Here is a 12,526-nt window from a genome sequence, read left to right on the forward strand (position 1 = left end):
CTACTTCTCCTGCTCCCTGAGCTCGGGGCGGCCGGGCTGCTCGCCGCCGCGCTCCTTGATGTACGTCTCGGTCGGCACCATCACCTTGCGGCGGAACACGCAGACCAGCGTGCCGTCCTGCTTGTAGCCCTTGGTCTCCACGTAGACGATGCCGCGGTCGTCCTTCGACTTCGACGGCCACTTGTCGAGCACGGTCGTCTGGCCGTAGATCGTGTCGCCGTGGAAGGTCGGCGCCACGTGCTTGAGCGACTCGATCTCCAGGTTGGCGATCGCCTTGCCGGAGATGTCCGGCACGCTCATGCCGAGCAGCAGCGAGTAGATGTAGTTCCCGACGACGACGTTCTTGCCGAAGTCGGTCGTCTTCTCCGCATAGTTCGAGTCCATGTGGAGCGGGTGGTGGTTCATGGTGAGGAGACAGAACAGGTGGTCGTCGTACTCCGTGACCGTCTTTCCCGGCCAGTGCTTGTACGTCGCCCCGACCTCGAACTCCTCGTAGGTGCGCCCGAACTGCATGGTCACGCCTCCGGAATCTCGAACTTGCTGGTGCGCTGCATACCGGCGGCGCGGCCCTTGCCGGAGATGACCAGCGCCATCTTGCGGCTGGCCTCGTCGATCATCTCGTCGCCGAGCATCGCCGAGCCCTTCTTGCCGCCCGCCTCGGACGTGTAGTAGTCGTACGCGTCCAGGATCAGCTCGGCGTGGTCGTAGTCCTCCTGCGACGGCGAGAAGATCTCGTTGGACGCCTCGACCTGGCCCGGGTGCAGCACCCACTTGCCGTCGAAGCCGAGTGCGGCGGCGCGCTGGGCGACCTCGCGGTAGCCGTCGATGTTGCGGATCTGGAGGTAGGGGCCGTCGATCGCCTGGAGGTTGTTGGCGCGGGCGGCCATCAGGATCTTCATCAGGATGTAGTGGTAGGCGTCCGCCGGGTAGCCGGGCGGCTGCTCGCCCACGACCAGCGACTTCATGTTGATGGACGCCATAAAGTCGGCCGGGCCGAAGATGATGGTCTCGACGCGCGGGGAGGCCTGCGCGATCTCGTTGACGTTGTTCAGGCCCTGCGCGTTCTCGATCTGCGCCTCGATGCCGATCTTGCCGACCTCGAAGCCCATCGTCTTCTCGATCTGCGTCAGCAGCAGGTCCAGCGCGACGATCTGCTGGGCCGTCTGCACCTTCGGCAGCATGATGCAGTCGAGGTTCTGGCCGGCGCCCTCGACGACCGTGACGACATCGCGGTACGTCCACTCGGTCGTCCAGTCGTTGACGCGCACGACCCGCGTCTTGCCCGTCCAGTCGCCCTCGTTGAGGAACTTGACGATGGTGTGCCGCGCCTCGGGCTTGGCCAGCGGCGCGCACGCGTCCTCCAGGTCCAGGAAGACCTGGTCCGCCGGGAGGCCCTGCGCCTTCTCCAGGAAGCGGGGGTTGCTTCCCGGCACCGCGAGACAGGAGCGGCGGGGACGCAGACGGTTGACGGTCATGCGGGGACCTCCAGGGGGTCGAGCTTGTTCGCTTTCCGGATCTCGTCGACGATGCGGCCGATGATCCCGGTGATGTCGAAGTCCTTCGGGGTGAAGACCGCGGCCACTCCGGCTGCCCTGAGCTGCTCGGCGTCACCATTCGGGATGATGCCACCGGCGATCACGGGTATATCTGTGGCACCGGCCACACGCAGCCGTTCGAGGACGTCCGGCACCAGCTGGGCGTGTGAGCCGGACAGGATGGACAGGCCGACCGCGTGCACGTCCTCGGCGAGGGCCGCGTCCACGATCTGCTCCGGCGTCAGCCGGATGCCCTGGTAGACCACCTCGAAGCCGGCGTCCCGCGCGCGCACCGCGATCTGCTCGGCGCCGTTGGAGTGGCCGTCCAGGCCCGGCTTGCCGACCAGGAAGCGCAGCTTGCCCACGTTCAGGTCCTTGGCCGTCAGGTCGACCTTGCGGCGGACCACGGCCAGCGCGCTGCCCTCCTCGACCGGAACGGCCACCGGCGCCGAGGAGACACCCGTGGGCGCCCGGAACTCGCCGAACACCTCGCGCAGCGCCCCGGCCCACTCGCCGGTCGTCGCCCCGGCGCGGGCGCACTCCAGGGTGGCCTCCATGAGGTTCTCCTCGCCGCGCGCGGCCTCCTTCAGCCGCTCCAGGGCCTTGCAGGGCCGCGGGTGGTTGAACGGCGGCTGGTAGCGACTGTTCCGCCACTGCTCAAGACCGGCGATGACCCGGGCCTCGACCGCCGGGTCCACCGTCTGGATCGCGGTGTCCAGGTCGGCGGTCAGCGGATTCGGCTCGGTTCCCTCGAAGGCGTTGACACCGATGATCTTCTCCTGGCCGGACTCGATCCGGCCCCGGCGCTCGGCGTGCGAGGCGACCAGCTGCGACTTGAGGTAGCCGGACTCGACGGCCGCCATCGCGCCGCCCATCTCCTGGATGCGGTCGATCTCGGCGAACGACGCCTCGACCAGCTCCGCCACCTTCGCCTCGATCACCTTCGAGCCCTCGAAAATGTCCTCGTACTCCAGCAGATCGCTCTCGTACGCCAGCACCTGCTGGATGCGCAGCGACCACTGCTGGTCCCAGGGGCGCGGCAGGCCCAGGGCCTCGTTCCAGGCGGGCAGCTGCACGGCACGCGCGCGGGCGTCCTTGGAGAGGGTGACGGCCAGCATCTCCAGCACGATCCGCTGGACGTTGTTCTCCGGCTGTGCCTCCGTCAGGCCCAGGGAGTTGACCTGGACGCCGTAGCGGAAGCGGCGCTGCTTGGGGTTCTCGATGCCGTACCGCTCGCGGGTGATGCGGTCCCAGATGCGGCCGAACGCCCGCATCTTGCACATCTCCTCGACGAAACGGACGCCCGCGTTCACGAAGAACGAGATGCGCGCGACGACGTCGCCCATGCGCTCCTGCGGCACCTGGCCGGAGTCGCGCACGGCGTCGAGGACGGCGATCGCGGTGGACATCGCGTACGCGATCTCCTGCACCGGTGTGGCGCCCGCCTCCTGCAGGTGGTAGCTGCAGATGTTGATCGGGTTCCACTTCGGGATGTGGGAGACCGTGTACGCGATCATGTCCGTCGTCAGACGGAGGCTCGGCCCCGGCGGGAAGACGTGCGTCCCCCGGGACAGGTACTCCTTGACGATGTCGTTCTGGGTCGTGCCCTGGAGCTTGGTGATGTCCGCGCCCTGCTCCTCGGCGACGACCTGGTAGAGCGCCAGCAGCCACATGGCGGTGGCGTTGATCGTCATCGAGGTGTTCATCTGCTCCAGGGGGATGTCCTGGAACAGCCGGCGCATGTCACCGACGTGCCCGATCGGCACACCGACCCGGCCGACCTCGCCACGGGCGAGGATGTGGTCGGAGTCGTAGCCGGTCTGCGTCGGCAGGTCGAACGCCACCGACAGACCCGTCTGGCCCTTGGCGAGGTTGCGCCGGTACAGCTCGTTGGACGCCTCGGCCGTGGAGTGGCCGGCGTACGTGCGCATGAGCCACGGCCGGTCCTTCTCCCGCACGCCTTCGGCGGGCTGACGCTCAGTCATCTATGACCCCGGGTCTCAGATGTTGCGGAAGCGGTTGATGGCGTCGATGTGCTGGGCGCGCTTCTCGTGGTCACGCACGCCCAGGCCCTCCTCGGGGGCCATGCACAGCACGCCGACCTTGCCCTGGTGCAGGTTGCGGTGCACGTCGTAGGCGGCCTGGCCGGTGTCCTCGAGGGAGTACACCTTCGACAGGGTGGGGTGGATCTTGCCCTTCGCGATGAGCCGGTTGGCCTCCCAGGCCTCGCGGTAGTTGGCGAAGTGCGAGCCGATGATCCGCTTCAGCGACATCCACAGGTAGCGGTTGTCGTACTCGTGCATGTAGCCCGAGGTCGAGGCGCAGGTGGTGATGGTGCCGCCCTTGCGCGTGACGAACACCGACGCGCCGAAGGTCTCGCGGCCGGGGTGCTCGAAGACGATGTCGATGTCCTCGCCGCCGGTGAGCTCGCGGATGCGCTTGCCGAAGCGCTTCCACTCCTTGGGGTCCTGGGTGTTCTCGTCCTTCCAGAACTTGTAGCCCTCGGCGTTGCGGTCGATGATCGCCTCGGCGCCCATCGAGCGGCAGATGTCCGCCTTCTGGTCGCTGGAGACGACACAGATCGGGTTGGCGCCGCCGGCCAGCGCGAACTGGGTGGCGTAGGAGCCGAGTCCGCCGCTCGCGCCCCAGATCAGGACGTTGTCGCCCTGCTTCATACCGGCGCCGTTGCGGGAGACCAGCTGCCGGTAGGCGGTGGAGTTGACCAGACCGGGGGCGGCGGCCTCCTCCCAGCTGAGGTGGTCCGGCTTGGGCATCAGCTGGTTGGACTTCACCAGCGCGATCTCGGCGAGGCCGCCGAAGTTGGTCTCGAAGCCCCAGATGCGCTGCTCGGGGTCGAGCATCGTGTCGTTGTGGCCGTCGCTGGACTCCAGCTCGACGGACAGGCAGTGCGCGACGACCTCGTCACCGGGCCGCCAGGCGTTGACGCCCGGGCCGGTGCGCAGCACGACGCCCGCGAGGTCGGAGCCGATGATGTGGTACGGCAGGTCGTGGCGCTTGGCCAGCTCGTTGGTGCGGCCGTAGCGCTCCAGGAAGCCGAAGGTGGACAGCGGCTCGAAGATCGACGTCCACACCGAGTTGTAGTTGACCGAGGAGGCCATGACGGCCACCAGGGCCTCGCCCGGGCCGAGCTCGGGCAGCGGCACCTCGTCCAGGTGGATCGACTTGCGGGGGTCCTTGTCGCGCGTGGCGAGTCCGGCGAACATCTCCGTCTCGTCCTTGTGCACGGTGATCGCGCGGTACGACTCGGGGATCTGGAGGGCGGCGAAGTCCTCCGACGTGGAGTCGGGCGACTGGATCGCGGCCAGGATGTCCTTAACGGTCACGGTGTTGCCTCCGGCGGTGAGCGCCCTGAGGGAGGGGCGCCGATGGGTACGTCGGTGCTGCTGAGGGTTGAGGGTGTGCCGTCGGTTCGGCGGTGGTGCTGATCGGCAGCGCTGGGTGGCGCGGGAGGTTGCCTGTGACGCAGGCGCCCGGACGGGCAAGCGGGTGAGCTCGCCGGGACGTCGTCCGGACCTCTTCAACGTATGACACCGCGTGTCACCCCGCAAGGCACTGAGTGCCAGAACTTGATCTCAGATGAAATCTTTACGTGACAAATGAGCGATGATCGATCGAACGGGCTCTCCGAGGGCCTGCAAAACGGCCTCTGACATGCCAAAACGGCCACCCCGAGGGGTGGCCGTCATCACAGCGGCCTCAGCCGCTCAGAACCCTTCCAAGGGCCGCTCAGCGCTCCTTGAGGGCCTGCTCGATGGTCCGCATGACCTCGTCCAGCGGCGCGTCGGTGCGGGCGACGGTCACCAGCACCTCGCCCTGCGCCGAGGCCGTGGCCGCGGCCGGCTGCGGCTCCGTGGACCGCCCGGCCCCGATGCCCGAGCCGAAGGTCTTGCGCACGATCGCGAAGGCGTGGTCCAGCTGCGCCTCCACGTCCCCCTGGCCGCCCGCGCGCAGCCAGCGCCGCAGGACGTGGTTGTGGGCGGTGACGACCGCGGACGCGGCGACCTCCGCCAGCAGCGGGTCGTCGTTGGCGTCGTCGGCGTGTGCGCGCTCGTCGAAGTGGCCGAGGAGATAACGGGTGAAGAGGCGCTCGTAGCGGGCCACCGACGCGATCTCCGCCTCGCGCAGAGTGGGCACCTCGCGCGTGAGCTTGTAGCGGGCCACCGAGATCTCCGGGCGGGCCGCGTACATCCGCATGACCTCCTTGATGCCGCGGCACACCGTGTCGAGCGGATGCTCGTGCGCGGGCGCGGCGTTGAGCACCGCCTCGGCGCGGATCAGGGTGTCGTCGTGGTCGGGGAAGATCGCCTCTTCCTTGGAGCGGAAGTGCCGGAAGAAGGTGCGGCGGGCGACCCCGGCCTGGGCCGCGATCTCGTCGACGGTGGTCGCCTCGTACCCCTTGGTCGCGAACAGCTCCATCGCGGCGGCCGCCAGTTCCCGGCGCATCTTGAGCCGCTGGGCGGCGGCGCGAGAGCCGGCGGCACTCTCCGGCGCGTCGGCCGTGGCGGAGGTACGTGAGGACTTGGCGGGCTGGGGCATGCCCTGAACGTACTGCATGTGCGCAGCTCGCCGCGCAGGGCCCGGCTCTCCCGCGCCACCGGAGGGCGGGGCGGGGGCGGCCCGCCCGGCCGGGTGGAACCGGTCCGGGCCGAGCAGGCCACCCCACCCCGCGCCGGACCGGAACCGGTCGCCGGGACGCTCAGCGCTTGGCATATTCGCGGAAGCCACGGCCGGTCTTGCGGCCGAGGCAGCCCGCGGCCACCAGGTGCTCCAGCAGCGGCGCCGGAGCGAGCCCCGGGTCGCGGAACTCGCGGTGCAGCACCTTCTCGATGGCGAGCGAGACATCCAGCCCGACGACGTCCAGCAGCTCGAACGGGCCCATCGGGTAACCGCCGCCCAGCTTCATCGCCGCGTCGATGTCGTCCAGCGAGGCGTAGTGCTCCTCGACCATCTTGATCGCGTTGTTCAGGTACGGGAACAGCAGCGCGTTCACGATGAAGCCGGCCCGGTCACCGCAGTCGACCGGGTGCTTCCTGATCCGGCCGCACACCTCGCGGACCGTCGCGTGGACGTCGTCGGCGGTCAGCACCGTACGGACCACCTCGACCAGCTTCATGGCGGGCGCCGGGTTGAAGAAGTGCATGCCGATCACGTCCTGCGGGCGCGAGGTGGCCCGGGCGCAGGCGACGACCGGCAGCGAGGAGGTCGTGGTGGCCAGGATCGCGCCCGGCTTGCAGACCTTGTCCAGCGCCGCGAACAGCTGCCGCTTGATCTCCAGGTCCTCGGCGACCGCCTCCACGGCCAGGTCGACACCGGCGAAGTCGTCGTACGTGCCCGTGGCGGTGATGCGGTCCAGGGTCTCGGCGGCCGCCTCCGCGGTCATCCGGCCCTTGTCGACCGAGCGGGCCAGGGACTTGCCGATCCGGGCCTTGGCGTTCTGCGCCTTCTCCGCGCTGCGGGCCGCGATGACCACCTTGTAGCCGCCCTTGGCGAACACCTCGGCGATACCCGAGGCCATGGTGCCCGAGCCCGCGACACCGACCGAGCGGATCTCCCGGCCGGGGACCAGGTCGCCGCCCTCCAGCGGGGTCAGCGCGTCCCGCACGACGACCGGGCTGCCCGGCGCCTCGTACGTGTAGAAGCCGCGCCCCGCCTTGCGGCCGGTCAGCCCCGCCTCGCTGAGCTGCTTGAGGATCGGCGCCGGGGCGTGCAGCCGGTCGCGCGAGGAGGCGTACATGGCCTCCAGGACCGTGCGCGCGGTGTCGACGCCGATCAGGTCGAGCAGCGCCAGCGGGCCCATGGGCAGTCCGCAGCCCAGCCGCATCGCGGCGTCGATGTCCTCGCGGGAGGCGTACTTCGCCTCGTACATCGCGGCCGCCTGGTTGAGGTAGCCGAACAGCAGGCCGTCCGCGACGAATCCGGGCCGGTCGCCGACCGCCACGGGCTCCTTGCCCAGGTCGAGCGCGAGGTCGGTGACCGCGGTGACGGCCGCCGGCGCCGTCAGCACCGAGGAGACCACCTCGACCAGCTTCATGGCCGGCGCCGGGTTGAAGAAGTGCAGGCCCAGCACCCGCTCGGGGCGGGCGGAGTCGGCGGCCAGCCGGGTCACGGACAGGGCGTTGGTGCCGGTCGCCAGGATCGTCTCCGGGCGCACGATCCCGTCCAGCTCCCGGAAGATCTGGTGCTTGATCTCGTACGACTCCGGCGCCACCTCGATGACCAGGTCGGCGTCGGCCGCGGTGCGCAGGTCGGCGGAGGTGCGGACCCGGCCGAGGATCTCGGCGCGCTGCTGCTCGGTCAGTCGGCCGCGCTCGACGCCGCGGGCGGTGGAGGCCTCCAGGGCGGCGACGCACTTCGCCGCCTGGGTCTCACTGATGTCGATGCCGACGACGGTGCGGCCGGCCTTGGCGAGGACCTCGGCGATGCCGGTGCCCATCGTGCCGAGGCCGACGACGGCCACGGTCTGCAGCGGGGACTGGGACGGGTCGGAAAGGGGAGAGGCCATCGCGGGACTCCAGGATGAGGGTGACGACGGGGAACGCGCTCCGGGTGCGCCGGAGTCGGTCCGGCAGGGCCGGACCACGGGCGCACCGGGGGCGGGGTGAAGTGCGGGTGCTGGCCGGGCTGCTAAGCGCACACGCCCGGTGCCGCGCCCCGGGCGTGCACACGCCCTGAAGCGAACGGCTGTTCCGACCGGCCCTGTCCCGGGGCCGAGCCGTACTGCGGTACCTGAGGCACCGAACCGACTGCTCCCGCGGCTGCCGCGTCACCAGACCGCCGCGAGGAAAGACGAGTGGGTAACTCGCTCGTCTGAGCTTAACCGGCGGGTAACGAGCGCGCCAGCCCCCGGGTTTGTGATGTACGTCCCGCGCGGCTCACGCCCCGCCTAACCTCTGAGTCATGGACGAAGAGTTGCGATCACTCACGGAGCGCTTACGGCAGGAGTCCGGGGCGCCGCCCGCGTTCGAGCGGCTCGTGGCGACCGACGACCTCGACGCCCTGGCGGCGGCGCTGACCGAACCCGGGCAGCACCTGTGGGCGAGGGAACTGGCCGCGTTCCGGCTGGGGTGCGCACGGGACCCGCGGGCCTTCGAGGCCCTGGTGCTGCTGCTCAACCACCGCGACCCGCCGCGCTGCGCCTCCGCCGCCCACGCCCTGGCCCGGCTGGGAGACCCGCGCACCGCCCGCGCGGCCGCCGCCCTCGCCACCAACGAACTGCGCGTCGCCTACGCCCTGCACCCGGTGCGGCTCCTGGTCACGCTCCGGGCCCCGGAGGCGGTGCCCGCGCTGATCACCACGCTTCAGCGGCGTCTGCGCCCGCACGACCCCTACCGGCGCGTGGCCCTGGCCTGTGTGGACGGACTCGGCGCGCTCGGGGACGCCCGGGCCAGACCCGTCCTGAACGAGGCACTCGCCCATCCGGCGCTGGCCGAGGCGGCGGTGCGGGCGCTGGGGCGGATCCCGAAGCAGAGGTGACGACAGCGGGGGACGGGGCCGCCGTACGTTCACGGTGGCCGGCCCGCCGTACCGCGACGTCAGCCGGGGAGGGGCCTGGCGTACCGGACCTCGGGGATCGTGACCCCGTCCACCTCGAAGGGCTCCTCGGCGCCGTCCGCGCGGAAGCCGGCCCGCTCGTAGAAGCGGCGGGCCCGGTCGTTCTCCTTGAGCACCCACAGCAGGAGACGGTCGTGGCCCGCGGCCCAGCAGCGCGCCACCGACTCCGTGAGCAGCGCCCGCCCCACACCCCGTCCCACCCGGTCCGGGTGTACGTACAGGGCGTACAACTCGGCGTCATCGGTGCGGACTTCCCCGTCCCGGTACGGCCCGTGGCACGCCCAGCCGGCGATCGCGCCGCCGGAGTCCTCGGCGACCAGATTCACCACCCGGCCGTCGCCCTGCGCGAGGTGCGTACGACGCCGCTCGGCGTCCGCCTCGACGCTGAGCCCGTCCAGGTAGGACTGCGGCACCAGACCCCGGTAGGCGCTGCGCCAGCCGCCGACACGGACCGCCGCGACGCCCGCGCAGTCGGCGAGCGTCATCTCCCGTATCCGCGACCCGCTCATGGCGCGACCACCGCGGGGATCCTCGTCAGCTCACTCATGGGCCCATGGTGGACCACGGCACCGACAGCGCCCGCCCCCCCGACGGGTCGTCAGCCGCTCAGCGGCGGAAGCCGAGCAGGCCGTGCAGCGCCGAGCCGTGCGAGGAGGCGGCCTTCGAGGTCACCGCCACCGGCTTCGGATCCGGCAGTGCCTCGCACACCGCGTCCGCCCGGCCGTACCCGCGCGGCACGGTGCCGTCCGTCAGGTACGCCGCCAGGTGCTCGTCCAGGCAGGCGTTGCCGCTCAGGGTGACGCCGTGGTTGCCGCCGCCCTCCTCGACCACGAGGCTCGAACGGGCCAGCAGACGGTGCATGGTGACCGCGCCCTCGTACGGCGTCGCCGCGTCGCCCGTCGCCTGGAACAGCAGGACCGGCGGCAGCTCGCCGTTGGCCACGTTCACCGGGCGCAGCGCGTCCGCCGGCCAGAACGCGCACGGTGCGTTGTACCAGGCGTTGTTCCAGGTCATGAACGGCGCCTTCGCGTGCACCGCCCAGTGGTCCTCGCGCCACTGCTGCCAGTCGCGCGGCCAGCCCGCGTCCCGGCACTGCACCGAGGTGTAGACGCTGTAGCCGTTGTCGCCGGAGGGGTCGACCGCGCCGATGTCCTCGTACGCCTCGACCAGCGGCTCGGGATCCTTGTGGTGCGCGTACGCCGCGAACGCCTCGGCGAGGACCGGCCAGTAGCCGTTGTAGTAGCCGCCCGGGATGAAGGTGTCCTCCAGTTCCGAGGCGCCGACCGTGCCGCCCGCCGGGTTCTTCGCCAGGGCCGCGCGCATCGCGTACCAGGCGGCCTCGACCTGTTCCGGGTCGGTGCCCAGCCCGTATGTGCCGTCGTACCGGGCGACCCAGGCCAGGAAGGCGCGGTGGCGGTCGTTGAAGGCCACGTCCTGGTTGAGGTTGGCCTCGTACCAGACGTCCGTCGGGTCGACGACGGAGTCCAGGACCAGACGCCGGACCCGCTCGGGGAAGAACCTGGCGTAGACGGCGCCCAGGTAGGTGCCGTAGGAGTAGCCGAAGTAGTTGATCTTCCGCGCGCCCAGGGCCCGCCGGATCGCGTCCATGTCGTGGACGGCGGCGGCGGTGCCGATGTGCGGCAGCACGTGCGCGTGCTTCTGGGCGCAGGCGGCGGCGAAGGACGTGGCGCGGGCGAGGTTGGCCTTCTCGAGCGCGGGCGTCGCCGGCAGGGAGTCCGGGCGGACCGGGGCGAAGTGGTCCGGCCCGCAGTCCAGGGCGGGCTCGCTCGCTCCCACGCCGCGGGGGTCGAAGCCGATGACGTCGTACTGGGCCGCGACCTTCGCGGGCAGCGCGGACGCGACGAACCCGGCGAGGGCTCGTCCGCTGCCGCCGGGGCCGCCGGGGTTGACCAGCAGCGGGCCCTGGTAGGTCCGGGCGGTGTGCGGGACACGGGACAAGGCGAGGGTGATCTTCTCCCCGCGCGGTCTGCGGTGGTCGAGCGGCACTTTCAGGGACGCGCACTGCAGCGTCGGGTGCTTCTTGGTGGCGCAGCTCTTCCAGGTGGGCTCGGCGGCAGGCGTGGCGGTGGTCGCGAGGCCGGGTGCGCTCGCCTGCGCGGGAACGGCCGTGTAGGCCCCGGCCAGGACGACTGCGGCGCCGCACAGCGCGGCTGCGCGTTTTCCCATGGAGTCCTCCCAGGACGGCGGGATGGAGGACCGCGAGGGTCGCCGTCCTCGCCGCATCGTCCCGGAAGTCGGCCCCGGGAGAACTCATGACGTGTGGCTCATGACCCGATCGGATCTTCGGTTGCGCTCGAATGCCCGCGGCTCCTACAGGAGCGAGAGTTGGGTCGGCCCCGTCACCGGCGGCTCCTCGGCCGCTTCGGCCTGCCGGATCCGGCGCGGCATGCCCGCGCGCGTGGGGCCGATGCCGTACTCCTCGGCCAGTTCGTGGACCTGACGGGTGATCCGCCGCTGGTACCACTTCGGGGCGTAGGAGCCCTCCGCGTACAACCGCTCGTAACGGGCCACCAGGTACGGGTGGTGCTGTCCCAGCCAGGCCATGAACCACTCGCGGGCGCCGGGCCGCAGATGCAGTACCAGCGGGGTCACGGACGTGGCGCCGGACGCCGCGATCGCCCGTACCGTGGCGCGGAGTTGAGCGGGTGTGTCGCTCAGGAAGGGGATCACCGGCGCCATCAGCACCCCGCAGCCGACGCCGTGTTCGGCCAGGGTGCGCACGACCTCCAGGCGCCGTTCCGGTGCGGGCGTGCCGGGCTCTACGGTGCGCCACAGCTCCTGCTCGGTGAAGCCGACCGACACCGAGATGCCGACGTCGGTCACCCGCGCCGCCTGCGTGATCAGGTCCAGGTCGCGCAGGATGAGCGTGCCCTTGGTCAGGATCGAGAAGGGGTTCGCGTGGTCGCGCAGCGCCGCGATGATGCCCGGCATCAGCCGGTAGCGGCCCTCGGCGCGCTGGTAGCAGTCGACGTTGGTGCCCATCGCGATGTGCTCACCCTGCCAGCGGCGCGAGCCGAGCTGCCGGCGCAACAGCTCCGGCGCGTTGGTCTTGACGACGATCTGGCTGTCGAAGCCGAGTCCGGTGTCGAGGTCCAGGTAGCTGTGGGTCTTGCGCGCGAAGCAGTACACGCACGCGTGCGAGCAGCCCCGGTAGGGATTGACCGTCCACTGGAACGACATCCGCGAGACCGCGGGCACCCGGTTGATGATCGAACGGGCCCGGACCTCGTGGAAGGTGATCCCGCGGAACTCCGGGGTGTCGAACGTGCGGGTCGTGACCGCGTCCGCGCCGAACAGCGCGGCGTCGGCCCGGCTGTGTTCGGAGTCCGGTGTGAGGTTCTCCCAGCGCATGACGCCTCCTCGGTAGCACTGACCACAGAATAGAACACATGTTCCCT

10 protein-coding genes are annotated in these 12,526 nt (G+C 70.7%); 1 reads left to right on the top strand and 9 read right to left on the bottom strand.

All coding sequences use genetic code 11. The annotated features are described in order from the left end of the window. The 6 genes from ACFZDE_RS14425 to ACFZDE_RS14450 form a co-directional block, all read right to left on the bottom strand. Nucleotides 1-513: a MaoC/PaaZ C-terminal domain-containing protein gene (locus tag ACFZDE_RS14425; protein ID WP_391200497.1), complete on the bottom strand. Its 513-nt coding sequence runs from the start codon at nucleotides 511-513 to the stop codon at nucleotides 1-3. 2 nt (nucleotides 514-515) lie between these two features. After that, nucleotides 516-1,475 carry an aldolase/citrate lyase family protein gene (locus ACFZDE_RS14430; RefSeq protein ID WP_390995296.1) on the bottom strand — a complete coding sequence of 320 codons (960 nt, stop codon included), beginning with the start codon at nucleotides 1,473-1,475 and terminating at the stop codon, nucleotides 516-518. Next, on the bottom strand, nucleotides 1,472-3,520 hold the full coding sequence (locus ACFZDE_RS14435; RefSeq protein ID WP_391200066.1) for a methylmalonyl-CoA mutase family protein: 2,049 nt from the start codon (nucleotides 3,518-3,520) through the stop codon (nucleotides 1,472-1,474). Before ACFZDE_RS14435 ends, ACFZDE_RS14430 begins: the two co-directional genes overlap by 4 nt. A gap of 15 nt (nucleotides 3,521-3,535) precedes the next feature. Further along, nucleotides 3,536-4,879, bottom strand: coding sequence for a crotonyl-CoA carboxylase/reductase (ccrA, locus tag ACFZDE_RS14440; RefSeq protein ID WP_390995302.1), 1,344 nt, complete (start codon nucleotides 4,877-4,879; stop codon nucleotides 3,536-3,538). Between the two features lie 403 nt (nucleotides 4,880-5,282). Further along, nucleotides 5,283-6,092 carry a TetR family transcriptional regulator gene (locus ACFZDE_RS14445; protein WP_390995305.1) on the bottom strand — a complete coding sequence of 270 codons (810 nt, stop codon included), beginning with the start codon at nucleotides 6,090-6,092 and terminating at the stop codon, nucleotides 5,283-5,285. Nucleotides 6,093-6,252: 160 nt separating this feature from the next. Continuing rightward, the gene (locus tag ACFZDE_RS14450) at nucleotides 6,253-8,058 is read right to left on the bottom strand and encodes a 3-hydroxybutyryl-CoA dehydrogenase (protein WP_391200067.1); all 1,806 of its coding nucleotides are present in this window, start codon (nucleotides 8,056-8,058) and stop codon (nucleotides 6,253-6,255) included. Between the two features lie 395 nt (nucleotides 8,059-8,453). Here ACFZDE_RS14450 and ACFZDE_RS14455 point away from each other — a divergent pair, with 395 nt between their 5' ends. Then, nucleotides 8,454-9,029 (top strand): adenylosuccinate lyase, encoded by a 576-nt coding sequence (locus ACFZDE_RS14455; protein ID WP_390995311.1) that lies wholly within the window; start codon nucleotides 8,454-8,456, stop codon nucleotides 9,027-9,029. Nucleotides 9,030-9,088: 59 nt separating this feature from the next. Here the strand turns inward: ACFZDE_RS14455 and ACFZDE_RS14460 are convergent, their stop codons facing one another. The 3 genes from ACFZDE_RS14460 to ACFZDE_RS14470 all read right to left on the bottom strand — a co-directional run bounded on the left by ACFZDE_RS14460 (nucleotide 9,089) and on the right by ACFZDE_RS14470 (nucleotide 12,479). Next, nucleotides 9,089-9,616 carry a GNAT family N-acetyltransferase gene (locus ACFZDE_RS14460; protein WP_391200068.1) on the bottom strand — a complete coding sequence of 176 codons (528 nt, stop codon included), beginning with the start codon at nucleotides 9,614-9,616 and terminating at the stop codon, nucleotides 9,089-9,091. 97 nt (nucleotides 9,617-9,713) lie between these two features. Beyond that, the gene (locus tag ACFZDE_RS14465) at nucleotides 9,714-11,294 is read right to left on the bottom strand and encodes an alpha/beta fold hydrolase (protein WP_391200069.1); all 1,581 of its coding nucleotides are present in this window, start codon (nucleotides 11,292-11,294) and stop codon (nucleotides 9,714-9,716) included. Between the two features lie 144 nt (nucleotides 11,295-11,438). Then, on the bottom strand, nucleotides 11,439-12,479 hold the full coding sequence (locus tag ACFZDE_RS14470; RefSeq protein WP_391200070.1) for an Rv2578c family radical SAM protein: 1,041 nt from the start codon (nucleotides 12,477-12,479) through the stop codon (nucleotides 11,439-11,441). Between the last annotated feature and the right edge of the window lie 47 nt (nucleotides 12,480-12,526).

Source organism: Streptomyces sp. NPDC007929 (assembly GCF_042959065.1).
In the GTDB taxonomy this organism is placed as follows: Bacteria; Actinomycetota; Actinomycetes; order Streptomycetales; family Streptomycetaceae; genus Streptomyces.